Consider the following 13,430-nt stretch of genomic DNA (forward strand, 5'->3'; position numbering starts at 1 on the left):
CGGGCATGGGGCTGTTCACGCTCGAGGAGGCGCGCGCGGAGCTCGCGGCGCTGCGGCCGGTGCTCGACGAGGTGGTCGCGCTGCGCGCGGACGCCGCGGAGCTCGCCACCGCGGTCGCGCCCGGCGGCCGACCCAGCCCGCTCGGCGGTCTGCCCGAGCTGAAGGCCGCGCAGGCACGGCTCGACGAGCTGCTCACCCAGGTGCAGCAGACCGGCGCGGAGCTCAAGGGGCTCGCGCCGCTGCTCCTCGACTTCGCCGCCGACCTCGACGGCGAGCCGGTCCTGCTGTGCTGGCTCGAGGGCGAGACGGCCCTCGAGTGGTACCACCGACCGGAGCTCGGCGTGGCGGGCCGGCGCCGGCTGCCCCCGGACGCCCGGACGTCGTGACGGGCCGCGGGGTACGTTGGCCCGGTCCCCGGCCCCCTGACGAACGGCTCCCGTGACTCCCAGCACCCCGGCCGCTGCCGAGCCCGCGACCCGCCCCGCACCGCAGCGCCCCCGCGAGCGCGCGGTGAGCGACTACGCCGAGCTCTCCCGCCGCATCCAGGAGGCGGGGCTGCTGCGCCGGGCCCACGCGTACTACTGGTCGCGCATCGCCTTCTACGGGGTGGCCTTCGCCGGGGCCTGGGCGACCCTCGTGCTCGTGGGCGACTCGTGGTGGCAGCTGCTCGTCGCGGTCTGGGTCTCGCTCGTCGTCGTGCAGGTGACGTTCCTCGGGCACGACGCCGCCCACCGGCAGGTCTTCGCCTCGCACGCGTGGAACGAGTGGTCGGCGCGCATCTTCGCCGGCGGCATCGCCGGGCTGAGCTACCGGTGGTGGACGAGCAAGCACAACCGCCACCACAGCGGCCCCAACCAGGTCGGCCGCGACCCCGACATCGAGTCCGCGGTGCTCGCCTTCACGCTCGAGTCGGCGGCCGAGCGCCACGGCCTCCGCGCGTGGTTCGCCCGCCGGCAGGGCTGGGCGTTCTTCCCGCTGCTCCTGCTCGAGGGCGTCAACCTCCACGCGCAGGGCGTCATCGAGCTCGTCGGCAAGCGGGGCGCGCAGGCGCCGCACCGCGTCGTCGAGCTCGCCCTGCTGGTCACCCGCCTCGCGGCCAACCTCGCCGTCGTCGTCCTCGTGCTCCCGCCGGGCAAGGCCGCCGCCTTCCTCGCGGTGCAGCTCGGGCTGACCGGCCTGCTGCTGGGCGGGTCGTTCGCGCCCAATCACAAGGGCATGCCGGTCGTCCCGCGCGAGATGCGGGTCGACTTCCTGCGCCGCCAGGTGCTCATGTCGCGCAACGTGCGCGGCGGGCGGCTCGTGGACTGGGCGATGGGCGGGCTCAACTACCAGGTCGAGCACCACCTGTTCCCGAGCATGCCGCGCCCGCACCTGCGCCGGGCCAAGCCGCTCGTCGAGGCGTTCTGCGCGGAGCGCGGCGTGACCTACACGGAGACGGGGCTGTTCGAGTCGTACGGCATCGTCGTGCGCTACCTCAACGCCGTCGGCCTGCGCGCCCGGGACCCGTTCACCTGCCCGCTGGTCTCGGTGTACCGCGGCTAGGTAGCGGTCGCGCCAGCGGCTGGCTAGCGGTCCCGCCAGCGCATCCACGCGGCGTAGGCGCGGAGCTCCTCCGCCTGCGCCGGGGTGAGCTCCCCGACGGCCTCCTCCGGTCCCGGCTCGGGCACGCGGTACGGCCGCACCGGCACCCCCAGCGCGGCGCGCACGGCGGCGTCGACCTGCTGCAGCGCCCAGCGCGCCTCGGCGTCCCCGTCCCCGAGCTGGTCCTGCACCCGTCCCAGCGCAGCGCCGAGCGCGGGGAGCGCCGCGTCGTACGCCTCGCGGCCCCGGGGCGTCAGCTCGACGAGCATGCTGCGCCGGTCTGCCGGGCTGGGTGTCCGGACCAGCTCCCCCCGCGCCTCGCAGCGGCGCAGCAGCGCGGAGACGGTCGTCGCGGACAGGCCGGTCCACTGCCCCAGCTGCGTCGCCGTCACCGGGCCGAGGTCCTGCACGAGGCCGTAGACGGCGAACTCGTCGACGGAGAGCGTGCTGCCCGCCAGCTCGCGCCCTACGAGCGCGGTCGCGACCGAGGACAGCAGCCACACGTCGACGAGGAGGTTCTTCAGCGGCGGCACAGCCGGATCCTACCGGGTGTTGCGAGATCGCAACGTCTAGTGCGAGAGTGCAGGTGTTCCCTCGACCAAGGAGCCCCTGTGACCACGTCCGCCCCTCCCGTCCGCGTCCTCCCACTGCGCCCCGCCGCCGGCACCGCCGGGCTGCTCAGCGCCGCCGTCCTCGTCGTCAACGCCGCTAAGCGCGCGCACGTCATCCCCTCCACCGCCGCGACGCAGCTCGTCGCGCCCCTCGCGGAGATCCTCGCCCTCGCCCTCGTGGTGGCGCTCTACCTCGCCTGCGCCCCGCGCCTCGGGGCCCTCGCCCGCGTGGCCTTCGCGGTGGACTTCGTCGCGCTCGCTGCCCTCGTCGGGGTCGAGGCCGTGGTCAACCTCGTCTTCGCGCGGCTCGACCCCGCTGAGGTCACCGACCTGCGCTCGGGCCCGCTCGGGGTGTTCCTCGTGCTCGCGTCGCTGCTGTTCCTCGCCGGGACGCTCGGCACCACCGCCGCCCTGGCGCGGACGGGCCTCCCGCCGCGCGCCGCCCTGGCGCTGTACGCGGCCGGCGCGGTGCCCGTCGCGCTGCGCGCGGCGGTGCCCGAGGCCGTGCTCGACGCCGGGCTGCTCGTGCTGGCCGCCGGCGTCGGCTGGCTCGGGGCGTGGCTGCTGCGCGGGGCGACCGCCTCCCGCTGAGCCCCGCTCAGCCCGCGGTCAGTGCGGCGAAGCGGTCGAACGCCGCTACCGCGTGCGGCCGGAGCGCCGCGAGCGCGTCCGGGGCCCGGTCGCGGATCTCCTGCCCGACCGGGCCCGGCGCCTCGTCCGCGAACTCGGTGACGAACGCATCCACGCCCGCCCCGTCGACCTCGAGGTGCGCCTGCAGACCCCATGCGCTGCGCCCGACCCGGAACGCCTGCTGCTCGTACGCCGCGCTGCCCGCCAGCCGCACCGCGCCCGGGGGCAGCGCGTACGTGTCGCCGTGCCAGTGCAGCGGCTCGACCACCTCGGGCAGCCCGCCGAGCAGCGGGTCGTCCGCCGCCTCCGCGGTCAGCGTGACTGGCGCCCAGCCGACCTCGAGCCCGGTGCCCGGGAAGGCCGAGCCGCCGGCGGCGACCGCGAGCAGCTGGGCCCCCAGGCAGACGCCGAGCGTCGGCACGCCGCGCTCCACCGCGTCGGCCAGCAGCGCCAGCTCGGCGCGCCGGGTCGGGAACCCCTCGTCGCTGTGCGCGCCCATCGGGCCGCCCATGACGACGAGGCCGCTCAGCCCGGCCGCGTCCGCCGGGACCTCGGCCCCGGCGTAGACCCGGCGCACGTCGAGCGGGCGCCCGGCGCGGACGAGCGCGGAGCCGAGGAGGTACGGGCCCTCGATCGGCATGTGCTGGACGACGAGCACGGTCATGCCGTGATCATCCCCTCCCTCGTGATCATGCACGTCCTGGGGCAGGGTGGGGTCCGTGCGCCTCGCCACCTGGAACGTCAACTCCGTCGCCGCCCGCGAGCCCCGGCTGCTCGCCTGGCTCGAGCAGGTGCGGCCCGACGTCGTCGCGCTGCAGGAGACCAAGTGCGCGGCCGACGCCTTCCCGCGCAGCGTCGAGCAGCTGGGCTACGAGGTCGCCGCGCACGGCGACGGGCGCTGGAACGGCGTCGCCCTGCTCTCGCGCGTCGGCCTCGAGGACGTGCGGCGGGGGTTCCCCGGCGACCCGGGCTTCCCCGACGCGTCGACGCTGGAGCCCCGGGCGGTCAGCGCGACCTGCGGCGGCGTACGGGTCTGGTCGGTCTACGTGCCCAACGGCCGCGAGCCCGGGCACGAGCACTACGCGTACAAGCTGGCCTGGCTCGACGCCCTCCGCCCCGCGCTCGCGGCCGACCTCGAGGCGTCCCCGCTCGTCATCACCGGCGACTTCAACGTCGCCCCCACCGACACCGACGTCTGGGACATCTCGGTCTTCGCCCACGCCACCCACGTCACCCCGCCCGAGCGCGCGGCGCTCGCCCGGCTGCGCGAGCTCGGCCTGCGCGACGTGGTGCCGCGGGCGCTGAAGTACGACACGCCGTACACGTACTGGGACTACCGGGCCGGGATGTTCCACAAGAACCTCGGCATGCGCATCGACCTCGTCTACGCCTCCGACGCGCTCGCCGACCGGGTCACCGACGCGTACGTCGACCGGGAGGCGCGCAAGGGCACCGGCCCCTCGGACCACGCCCCGGTCGTCGTCGACCTGGCCGACTGAGGGCCTGCCGGTCCCCCGCCGTTCACCGGATTCACAGGTTTCGCTGCTCCGGTCGGCACAACCCCGTGCCGAGAGTGGTGTCTCCACCAGGATGAGCAGCGCACCCCGCCCGGCCACGACCCGACTCCTCCGTGCTGCTCCGGAGGGCGTGGAGCACGGCGTCCAGCGGCGCCCCAGCACGACCGAGGAGCACCGCATGGCCCTGCACCGCCCACTCCCGCCTGCCCGACGACGGTTGCGCCGGGCCGCAGCGGCGCTCGCCGCCCTGCTCGCCCTCGGCGCCGCGGGCACGGCGCAGGCCGCGCTGACCGGCCCGGACGTCTCCTCCCACCAGCACCCCTCGGGCTACACCATCGACTGGAGCGCGGTCCACGCGTCGGGTGCGGCGTTCGCGTTCGTCAAGGCGAGCGAGGGCTCGACGTACACCAACCCGTACTTCGCGGCGGACTGGGCGGCGCTGGGCGCGAACGCCACGATCCGCGGGGCGTACCACTTCGCCCGGCCCAACGCCGTCCCCGGCTCCGCCGTCGCGCAGGCGCAGCACTTCGTGGCCGTCGCCGGCACCAGCACCGACGCCGGCGACCTCGCCCCGGTGCTCGACCTCGAGGTGACCGGCGGGCTCGCTCCGGCGGACCTCACGGCCTGGGCGCAGACCTGGCTGGCGACGGTCGCGGCCCTCACCGGGCGCACGCCGATCATCTACACCTATCCGTACTTCTGGAAGACCGCGATGGCCGGGAGCGCGGCGTTCACCGCGTACCCGCTGTGGATCGCGAGCTACAGCTCGAAGCAGCCGGGCCAGATCGGCGGCTGGCCGACGTGGACGTTCTGGCAGTACACCGACGCGGGCACCGTCGCCGGGGTCCCCACCAAGGTCGACGTCTCCACCTTCAACGGCACGCAGGACCAGCTGCGCGCGATGGCCGGCCTGCCGGCGACGGGGCCGGTCCCCACCACTCCGGTGCCGGACGCGGCGTCGCACCGCCCGACCGGGCGCTGGACGTCAGCGGCAGCGGCACCCGGCGGCGTGCGCGTCACCGCGTGGGCCGCCGACCCCGACAGCGTGGGTGCCGCCGTCCCCGTCCGCGTCAGCGTCGACGGCAGCGTCGTCGGTACGCCGACGGCCGGCGCCGCCCGCCCCGACCTCGCGGTGAGCGTGCCCGCCCTCGGCGCGGGGCACGGTCTGGACGTGACGCTGCCGCTCACGCCCGGGAAGCACCAGGTCTGCCTCACCGCGCTCGGCGCCGCCAGCACGAAGAGCAAGGACCTGGGCTGCCGGACGGTCAGCGTCCGCGAGGACCCCCGCGGCTCCGCCACCGTGACCCGCAAGGGCGACCGCATCTGGGCCACCGGCTGGGCCGTCGACCCGCAGGGCGCCGGACCCGTCACCGTCCGCCTCACCATCAACGGCAGGCTCATCCGCACCTTCGCCGCCCAGGCGCAGACGCCGCTGCCCACCGGCTCGTGGGCCGGCTGGGGGCCGGGGCACGGCTACGCCACGACGTACCCGGTCCACGGCAAGGCGCGGGTCTGCCTGAGCCTGGTCAACCAGGGGTACGGCTCCACCACCACCTCCTGCTGGGCCCGGTGACCACCATGCGCAAGCTGCTCGCCCTCGCTCCCCTGGCCCTGCTCGCGGCCGGGTGCGCGTCCTCGTCGTCCTCGTCGTCCTCGTCGTCCTCGTCGGGTGCTCCGGCGGCGTCGTCGGCGCCCGTACCAGCCTCGGCGGCGTCGACGGCCGCCCCGTCGGCGGTCCCGTCGCAGGCCGCCCCCTCCGACGCCCCGGCCGCGAGCTCGCCCGCGTCCGCTGCCACGAGTGCGCCCGCGTCCACGGCCTGCCGGGTGGGCGACCTGAGCGCCAAGGTGGCCGCCGGCTCGCCCGGCGCCGGCCAGCGGTACGCCGAGATCGTGCTGACGAACACCTCGACGTCGACCTGCACCATCCACGGGTACGGCGGCGGCCAGCTCCTCGACGCCGCAGGCGGGCCGGTGCCCACGCGCTTCGTCCGCGGTTCCGGCGACGTCCCCACCGTGCGGCTGGCTCCGGGTGCGGTCGCCTCCTCGCTCGTCCACTGGACCGTGATCGCGACCGGCGACGAGCCGGCCGACGGCGAGTGCGAGCCCACGCCCGCGACCCTGCTCGTCACCCCACCCGGCGAGCGGGCCTCGCTGCGCGCGGCGTGGACGCTGGGCCCGGTGTGCGGCAGCGGGCGGCTGGAGCAGCGCGCGTACGTCGCTGGTCCTGGCGACGCGGGGTAGGCCGAGCCCGCGCGACACGCGCCGTGGGGACCAGGACCAGGCCGCGGGGAGCGCGTGCGGTCCCCCGGGCACGGCTCTGCTCCCCCCGGCGCGTGTCCCGGCCGACGCCGTACGCGCTGCCGCCGGGCGTCAGTCCCGCTCGACGAGCCGCCGCGCCACGCCGGACTGCTCCTCGAGCACGGCGAGCACCTCGGCCTGCATGCCACGGATCGTCGTGACCGTGCCGGCGATGCCGTCCATCACGGTCGTCACGTCGGCGACGCTGCCCTGGATGGCGGCGATCTTGGCGCCCACGTCCTGCGTCGCGGCGGCGGTCTCCTGGGCGAGCTGCTTGACCTCGCCCGCGACGACCGCGAAGCCCCGCCCGGCGTCACCCGCGCGGGCGGCCTCGATGGTGGCGTTGAGCGCGAGCAGGTTCGTCTGGCCGGCGATGCCGTTGATGAGCTTGACGATGTGGCCGATCGCGTCCGTGCTCTCGCCCAGCCCGGCGACGATCTCGACCGCGCCGGTGACGCTCGCGACGGCCTGGTCGGCGATCCCCGCGGCCTGGGCCGCGCTGCCGGAGAGCTGCGTGATGGAGCTCGTGAGCAGCTGGGCGCCCTCGAGGTCGCGCTGGTGGCGGCGGATGCGGCCGACGGCCTGGCTGATGAGCGAGGCGACGTGGGCGAGCGCCGCGAGCCGGCCCTCGCTGAGCGAGATCGAGCGGGTGACGAAGAAGTCGAGCGTGCCGGTGACGTGGCCGTCGACGACGACGGGCATCGCGATGCCGGACCGTACGCCGGCGGTGCGCGCCGCGGGTGCGCGGACGCAGTCGGTGACCTGCGCGAGGTCGGGCACGAAGACGAGGGAGCCCTGCTCCCACGCGCGCCCGGCGAGGCCGACGCCCCGCGTGAACGACGCCTCCCGGCTGACGCGGGCGAACTCCGGGCTGACCGTGCCGGAGTCGAGCAGGAACCGCAGGTGGTCGTCGTCGCCGCGGCGCCAGGCGGAGGCGTACTCCCAGCCGAAGGCGTCGCGCGTCGCGTCGAGCCCGCGCTGCAGCGCCTCGTCGACGTCGTCGCACTCGGTGAGGGCGACGAGCACGGCGGCGACCGCGGCGCTGTCCCGGGCGGCCTCCGCCTCGGCCTCGACCTGGGCGAAGCGCTGCAGGGCCTGGGCGAGCAGCCGGCCGACGAGCCAGAGCGCGGCGAGCCGCTCGGCGCCCAGCGCGACCCGCTCGAGCACGAAGAAGTCCATCGTCGCGACGACCTCGCCGTCGACGAGGAGGGGGAAGCAGACGCCGGACTGCACGCCGGCGCGCCGGGCGGCGGGGGCGCGGACACAGTCGGTGACCTCCGCGAGGTCCGGCACGGCGACGAGCTCGCGGGCCTCCCACGCACGGCCGGAGAGGCCGACGCCCCTGGCGAACGAGGCCTCCAGCGTCACCTGCCGGAACTCCGGGGTGGCGGCGCCGGAGTCGAGCCCGAAGCGCAGCACGCCGGCAGCGCGGTCGAGCGGCCAGTACGACCCGTACGCCCAGCCGAACGCCTCGCGCACCGCCTCCAGCACCGCCCGGACCGCGGAGTCGCGGTCGGTCGCCGTGCCGAGCGCCGCCACGACCTGCGTCAGGGCCGCGAGGTCAGCGCTCTCGCCGCGCTCGGCGGGGACGGGACGGGCAAGCCACATCGGGGCGCTCCAGCGGACCGGGGCCCGGCGACGACGCCGGGCACGACACCTGTCCATCGGCAGGCGGGCGACCACCTCGACCAGGAGCCGGAGGCGCCACCCGCGCGGGCGATGCGCTTCACTGACGATCTTGAGGGGGAAGGGGCCAGCATGAGCCGAGCCCGCACCAGCGCCGAGGCCACGGACGTCGCCCCGCCGGCGACGACCACGGCGTCGCCGTTCCCGCCGATCGGCGACTACGGCTTCCTCTCCGACGGCGAGGTCACCGCACTGGTCGCACCCGGCGGGGCGGTCGAGTGGATGAGCGTCCCGCGGATGGACTCCGCGAGCATCTTCGGCGCCCTCCTCGGCCGCCACGCCGGGTCCTTCCGGCTGGGGCCGAGCGACAGGGAGGTGCCGGACGCGCGGCGCTACCTGCCCGGCACGATGGTGCTGGAGACGAGCTGGGGCACCTCCAGCGGCTGGGTCATCGTGCGCGACGTGCTGCTCATCGGCCCCTGGCGCCACGACCGGGAGCGCTCGGCGACGCACCGGCGCCCGCCGACGGACTACGACGCCGAGCACGTGCTGCTGCGGACCGTGCGCTGCGTCTCGGGCGAGGTGCAGGTCGTCCTCGACTGCGAGCCGGTCGCGGACTACGGGCGCGAGCGCCTCAGCTGGGCCTACACCGAGGACGGCTACTACCAGGGCCGCGCGCAGACGGGCGACGGTGTCGAGCTCACGCTCTCGAGCGACATGCGGCTGGGGTTCGAGGGCGGGCGCGCCACCGCGCGCACGCTGCTCAAGGAGGGCGACCAGCGCTTCGTGGCGCTGTCGTGGGGCGAGGTCGCGCCGCCGCGCACCTACGACGAGGCCTACGAGCGGCTGGTCTGGACGGCGCACCACTGGCAGCACTGGCTGGCGCGCGGGACCTTCCCCGACCACCCGTGGCGCAGCTTCCTCCAGCGCAGCGCGCTCACGCTCAAGGGCTTGATGTACGCGCCGACCGGCGCCGTCATGGCCGCCGCCACGACCTCCCTGCCGGAGACGCCGGGCGGGGCGCGCAACTACGACTACCGCTACACGTGGATCCGCGACTCGACGTTCGCGCTGTGGGCGCTCTACACCCTCGGCTTCGACTGGGAGGGCGTGGACTTCTTCTCCTTCATCACCGAGGTCGCCTCCGACGACGGCCTGCAGATCATGTACGGCATCGGTGGCGAGCGCGAGCTGCCCGAGCGCGAGCTCGACTGGCTGCCGGGCTACGCCGGCGCCCGCCCCGTGCGCGTGGGCAACGCGGCGTACCAGCAGAACCAGCACGACGTGTGGGGCGCGCTGCTCGACTCGGTCTACCTGCACGGCAAGGTGCACGAGCACCTGGACGAGCGGATCTGGCCGCTGCTCGACCGGGTCACGCAGGAGGCGATGGACCACTGGCGGGACCCGGACCGCGGCATCTGGGAGGTGCGCGGCGAACCGCAGCACTTCGTCTCCTCGAAGATCATGTGCTGGGTCGCGCTCGACCGCAGTGCGCGCATCGCGCGGATCTGGGGGCAGGACGAGGCGGCGCGGACCTGGGCGGCCGTCGCGGAGGAGATCCGGCAGGACGTGCTGGCGCACGGGGTCGACGAGCGGGGCGCGCTCGTCGCGCACTACGGCACCGACCAGCTGGACGCCTCCGTGCTGCTGGCGGTGCTCGTCCGCTTCCTGCCCAAGGGCGACCCCCGGCTGCGCGCCACCGTGCTCGCCATCGCCGACGAGCTGACCGTGGACGGGCTGGTGCTGCGCTACAAGCCAGAGTCCACCGACGACGGCTTCGAGGGCGAGGAGGGGACGTTCACCATCTGCTCGTTCTGGCTCGTCTCGGCGCTCGTGGAGATCGGCGAGCTCGAGCGGGCGCGGTTCCTCTGCGAGAAGCTGCTCTCGCTCGCGGGCGACCTCCAGCTCTACGCCGAGGAGCTCGACCCGCGCACCGGCCAGCACCTGGGCAACTTCCCGCAGGCCTTCACCCACCTCGCGCTGGTCAACGCGGTGATGCACGTGATCCGCGCCGAGACCCAGGAGGCGCCGTGAGCGCCGGCACCGGAGCGTGAGGAGCGGCGTACCGGCTGGTTAGCATCAGAGGGTGACGGCGACCTCCCCCCGGCTGCGCGCGGTGCTCGGCGCGCTTCCGGCCTACGTGCCCGGCCGGTCGGTGATGCGGCCCGACGGGTCGCCGGCCTACAAGCTGTCCAGCAACGAGAACCCCTACCCGCCGCTGCCCGCGGTGCAGAAGGTCCTCACGGACGCCCTCTCCGGCGTCAACCGCTACCCCGACCTCGCCGCCACCGGGCTCGTCACCGCCCTCGCCGCCGCGCACCAGGTCGAGCCGACGCAGATCGCGACGGGGACCGGCAGCGTGGGGGTGCTGCAGCAGATCGTCCAGGCCACCTGCGACGCCGACGACGAGGTCGTCTACGCCTGGCGGTCGTTCGAGGCGTACCCCATCGTCACGGCGATCGCGGGTGCCCGCAGCGTCCAGGTGCCGCTGCTCCCCGACGAGCGCCACGACCTGCCCGCGATGGCGGCCGCCGTCACCGACCGGACCCGTCTGGTCCTGCTGTGCACCCCCAACAACCCGACGGGCCGCGCGATCCGGCAGGGCGAGCTCGACGAGCTCCTCGACGCCGTGCCCGGCGACGTCCTCGTCGTGCTCGACGAGGCCTACGTCGAGTTCGTGCGCGACCCCAAGGGAGCGGACGGGATCGCGACGTTCCGGGCGCGGGAGAACGTCGCCGTGCTGCGGACGTTCTCCAAGGCGTACGGCCTGGCCGGCCTCCGCGTGGGCTACGCCGTGGCGCCCGAGCCCGTCGCCACGGCGCTGCGCGCGACCGCGGTGCCGTTCGGCGTCAACATCCTCGCCCAGGTCGCAGCGCTCGCCTCGCTGGAGGCGCGCGACGAGCTGCTCACCCGCGTCGACGACCTCGTGGCCGAGCGCGAGCAGGTGACGCGCGCGCTGCGCCAGCAGGGGTGGGGACTTCCGGACAGCGAGGCGAACTTCGTCTGGCTGCGGCTGGGTGAGCGGACCGCGGAGTTCGCGGCGGCCTGCGAGGCGGCGGGGGTCGTGGTCCGGGCGTACGGCACGGACGGCTGCCGGGTCACCATCGGTGAACCCGCTGCCAATGACGCGTTCCTCACGGTCGCGGCGGAGTTCCTGGGGGTGGCGCGCTGATGCGCGCCGCCCTGCTCCAGCTCGACGGCGACCTCTCCGGCACCGTCGCGGACCGGGTGGCGCACGCCGTCGGCCTCGTCGAGCAGGCCGCGCCCGACGCCGACCTCGTCGTGCTGCCCGAGCTGTGGGCGCACGGGGCGTGGGACATCCGCGACTGGCAGGCGGTCGCCGAGCCCCTCGACGGCCCGACGGTGCGGGCGCTGCGGGAGGTCGCGGCGCGTACGTCCACGGTCGTGCACGCCGGGTCGGTGCTCGAGCGGGCCGCGGACGGCGAGCTCTACAACACCTCGGTGCTCATCGGGAGCGACGGCGCGGTCCTGCGCCACTACCGGAAGATCCACCGCTTCGGCTTCGACGAGGGCGAGGCTGCCGTGCTCGCGCCGGGCACCGAGCTCGTCACCGCCGAGCACGGGGACGCCGTCCTAGGGTTGGCGACCTGCTACGACCTGCGCTTCCCCGAGATGTTCCGGCTGCTGCTGGACTCCGGGGTCACCGTTCTCGTCCTCGTCGCCTCCTGGCCGGCGACCCGGGTGGAGCACTGGCGCACCCTGCTGCGCGCGCGCGCGATCGAGAACCAGATGTGGGTGCTGGGGTGCAACCAGTCCGGCACCCAGGGCAGGGTCGAGCTCGGCGGTGCGAGCGCGGTCGTCGACCCCGCCGGGGTGGTCGTCGCCGAGGCGGGGAGCGCTGAGCAGGTGCTCACGGCCATGCTCGACCCCGCGCAGGTCCCGCTGCTGCGCAAGGCGTTCCCCGTGCTGCGGGACCGCCGGCTCTAGGCCGCCGGTGCCCGCGCTCAGCCGAGGTCGCTGGCCTTGTAGTAGCCGCCGCCGATGAGCACCGTCTGCAGGTTGGCCTTGGTGACGAGGACCGGCTGCAGCAGGAACGTCGGCACGACCTTCACGCCGTTGTCGTAGGTCTTGGTGTCGTTGATGTCGGGCTTCTCGCCGTTGAGCAGCTTGTCGGTCATCTCGACGGCGACCTTCGCGAGCTCGCGGGTGTCCTTGTAGATCGTCGAGGACTGGCCGCCGGTGTTGACGAGCTTGACCGAGTCGAGCTCCGCGTCCTGGCCGGTGACGGCGGGGAGCGCCTTGCCGCCCTTGCCGTAGCCGTGGGCCTGCAGGCTGGTGAGGATCGCCCTCGAGATGCCGTCGTACGGCGAGAGCACGCCGTCGAGAGTCACGGCCGCGTCCGGTCCCGCGAGCAGGGTCTCCATGCGGGCGCCGGCGACCTTGCCGTCCCACGCCTTGGTCGTGACGGGGAGGAACTCCATCTGGCCCGACGGCACGACGAGCGCACCCGAGTCGAGGTAGGGCTTGAGCACGCTCATCGCGCCGTTGAAGAAGAACGTCGCGTTGTTGTCGTCGGCGGAGCCCGCGAACAGCTCGATCCGCTTCGGCGCCGCCTTCGTCGCGCTCTTCAGCCCGATCGCGTCGGCGAGGGCGGTGCCCTGGAGCACGCCCACCTTGAAGTTGTCGAACGTCGCGTAGTAGTCGACGTCGCCGCTGCCGCGAATCAGCCGGTCGTACGCGATGACGGGGATGCCCGCGGCCTTGGCCTGGGCGAGGTCCGCCTTGAGCGCAGTGCCGTCGATCGAGCCGATGACGAGCGCCCGCACGTGGTGCTGGATCATCGCGCCGACCTGCCCGACCTGCTTCTGCACGTCGTTCTGCGCGTACTCGAGGTCGGTCTTGTAGCCGAGCACCTGGAACTGCTTGACCATGTTCTGGCCGTCGGAGATCCAGCGCGCGGACTCCGTGGTGGGCAGGGCGAGCCCGATCGTCCCGGGGTCCGTCGGCGAGCCGCTGGCGACCTGGGCCTGGCCGGAGGCGCAGCCGGCCAGCGTCAGCGCCATGGCGGAGACGGCGGCGGTCGCGGCAGCGGCGCGGAGGGACGGACGGCGCACGGGGACTCCTGGGGCGTGCAGGGGACGAGCAGTCCCGTCCCTCATCGGGCCGGCCTCCGGCACACCTGAGGAGTCCGCGATTAGTCCAGAGC

The 13,430-nt window shown here is 74.8% G+C and carries 13 protein-coding genes; 9 read left to right on the forward strand and 4 right to left on the reverse strand.

Annotation, left to right across the window (positions count from 1 at the left end; all coding sequences use genetic code 11):
• Positions 1-5: 5 nt before the first annotated feature.
• On the forward strand, positions 6-386 hold the full coding sequence (locus EV189_RS01135; protein ID WP_130491119.1) for a DUF2203 domain-containing protein: 381 nt from the start codon (positions 6-8) through the stop codon (positions 384-386).
• A gap of 52 nt (positions 387-438) precedes the next feature.
• Positions 439-1,542, forward strand: a complete 1,104-nt coding sequence (locus EV189_RS01140; RefSeq protein ID WP_130491120.1) for a fatty acid desaturase family protein — start codon at positions 439-441, stop codon at positions 1,540-1,542.
• A gap of 23 nt (positions 1,543-1,565) precedes the next feature.
• On the opposite strand, the gene EV189_RS01145 is transcribed toward EV189_RS01140, so the two are convergent.
• Positions 1,566-2,114, reverse strand: coding sequence for a MarR family winged helix-turn-helix transcriptional regulator (locus EV189_RS01145; RefSeq protein WP_130491121.1), 549 nt, complete (start codon positions 2,112-2,114; stop codon positions 1,566-1,568).
• Between the two features lie 78 nt (positions 2,115-2,192).
• Here EV189_RS01145 and EV189_RS01150 point away from each other — a divergent pair, with 78 nt between their 5' ends.
• Positions 2,193-2,783 (forward strand): hypothetical protein, encoded by a 591-nt coding sequence (locus EV189_RS01150; RefSeq protein WP_130491122.1) that lies wholly within the window; start codon positions 2,193-2,195, stop codon positions 2,781-2,783.
• A 7-nt stretch (positions 2,784-2,790) separates the two neighbouring features.
• Here EV189_RS01150 and EV189_RS01155 read toward each other — a convergent pair whose 3' ends face one another.
• The gene (locus EV189_RS01155; RefSeq protein WP_130491123.1) at positions 2,791-3,486 is read right to left on the reverse strand and encodes a type 1 glutamine amidotransferase; all 696 of its coding nucleotides are present in this window, start codon (positions 3,484-3,486) and stop codon (positions 2,791-2,793) included.
• Between the two features lie 55 nt (positions 3,487-3,541).
• Between EV189_RS01155 and EV189_RS01160 the strand changes: the two genes are divergently transcribed.
• The 3 genes from EV189_RS01160 to EV189_RS01170 all read left to right on the forward strand — a co-directional run bounded on the left by EV189_RS01160 (position 3,542) and on the right by EV189_RS01170 (position 6,580).
• A complete protein-coding gene (locus EV189_RS01160; protein ID WP_130491124.1) occupies positions 3,542-4,321 on the forward strand; it encodes an exodeoxyribonuclease III in 780 nt (259 codons plus the stop codon).
• A 196-nt stretch (positions 4,322-4,517) separates the two neighbouring features.
• Positions 4,518-5,912: a glycoside hydrolase family 25 protein gene (locus EV189_RS20500; protein ID WP_231115956.1), complete on the forward strand. Its 1,395-nt coding sequence runs from the start codon at positions 4,518-4,520 to the stop codon at positions 5,910-5,912.
• 5 nt (positions 5,913-5,917) lie between these two features.
• Positions 5,918-6,580: a DUF4232 domain-containing protein gene (locus EV189_RS01170; protein ID WP_231116083.1), complete on the forward strand. Its 663-nt coding sequence runs from the start codon at positions 5,918-5,920 to the stop codon at positions 6,578-6,580.
• 129 nt (positions 6,581-6,709) lie between these two features.
• Here EV189_RS01170 and EV189_RS20890 read toward each other — a convergent pair whose 3' ends face one another.
• Positions 6,710-8,245, reverse strand: a complete 1,536-nt coding sequence (locus EV189_RS20890) for a GAF domain-containing protein (protein ID WP_130491126.1) — start codon at positions 8,243-8,245, stop codon at positions 6,710-6,712.
• A gap of 111 nt (positions 8,246-8,356) precedes the next feature.
• On the opposite strand from EV189_RS20890, the gene EV189_RS01180 reads away from it, so the two are divergent.
• From EV189_RS01180 to EV189_RS01190, 3 genes are read left to right on the forward strand one after another with little or no spacing between them, the layout of a single operon-like run.
• The gene (locus tag EV189_RS01180; protein ID WP_165400066.1) at positions 8,357-10,297 is read left to right on the forward strand and encodes a glycoside hydrolase family 15 protein; all 1,941 of its coding nucleotides are present in this window, start codon (positions 8,357-8,359) and stop codon (positions 10,295-10,297) included.
• Between the two features lie 52 nt (positions 10,298-10,349).
• On the forward strand, positions 10,350-11,435 hold the full coding sequence (gene hisC, locus EV189_RS01185; protein WP_130491128.1) for a histidinol-phosphate transaminase: 1,086 nt from the start codon (positions 10,350-10,352) through the stop codon (positions 11,433-11,435).
• Complete coding sequence (locus EV189_RS01190; RefSeq protein ID WP_130491129.1) at positions 11,435-12,211, forward strand: carbon-nitrogen family hydrolase; 777 nt, start codon at positions 11,435-11,437, stop codon at positions 12,209-12,211. Before hisC ends, EV189_RS01190 begins: the two co-directional genes overlap by 1 nt.
• 17 nt (positions 12,212-12,228) lie before the next feature.
• On the opposite strand, the gene chvE is transcribed toward EV189_RS01190, so the two are convergent.
• Positions 12,229-13,338 (reverse strand): multiple monosaccharide ABC transporter substrate-binding protein, encoded by a 1,110-nt coding sequence (gene chvE / locus EV189_RS01195; protein WP_231115957.1) that lies wholly within the window; start codon positions 13,336-13,338, stop codon positions 12,229-12,231.
• Between the last annotated feature and the right edge of the window lie 92 nt (positions 13,339-13,430).

It is taken from the genome of Motilibacter rhizosphaerae (assembly GCF_004216915.1).
GTDB classification, from domain to species: domain Bacteria; phylum Actinomycetota; class Actinomycetes; order Motilibacterales; family Motilibacteraceae; genus Motilibacter; species Motilibacter rhizosphaerae.

Excerpts from the sequence above, each read along its gene's own strand:
- EV189_RS01135 (WP_130491119.1), top strand. The coding sequence starts at position 6 with ATGGGGCTGTTCACGCTCGAGGAGGCGCGCGCGGAGCTCGCGGCGCTG.
- EV189_RS01155 (WP_130491123.1), bottom strand. The coding sequence starts at position 3,486 with ATGACCGTGCTCGTCGTCCAGCACATGCCGATCGAGGGCCCGTACCTC.
- EV189_RS20500 (WP_231115956.1), top strand. The coding sequence starts at position 4,518 with ATGGCCCTGCACCGCCCACTCCCGCCTGCCCGACGACGGTTGCGCCGG.
- EV189_RS01170 (WP_231116083.1), top strand. The coding sequence starts at position 5,918 with ATGCGCAAGCTGCTCGCCCTCGCTCCCCTGGCCCTGCTCGCGGCCGGG.
- EV189_RS20890 (WP_130491126.1), bottom strand. The coding sequence starts at position 8,245 with ATGTGGCTTGCCCGTCCCGTCCCCGCCGAGCGCGGCGAGAGCGCTGAC.
- EV189_RS01180 (WP_165400066.1), top strand. The coding sequence starts at position 8,357 with ATGCGCTTCACTGACGATCTTGAGGGGGAAGGGGCCAGCATGAGCCGA.
- EV189_RS01190 (WP_130491129.1), top strand. The coding sequence starts at position 11,435 with ATGCGCGCCGCCCTGCTCCAGCTCGACGGCGACCTCTCCGGCACCGTC.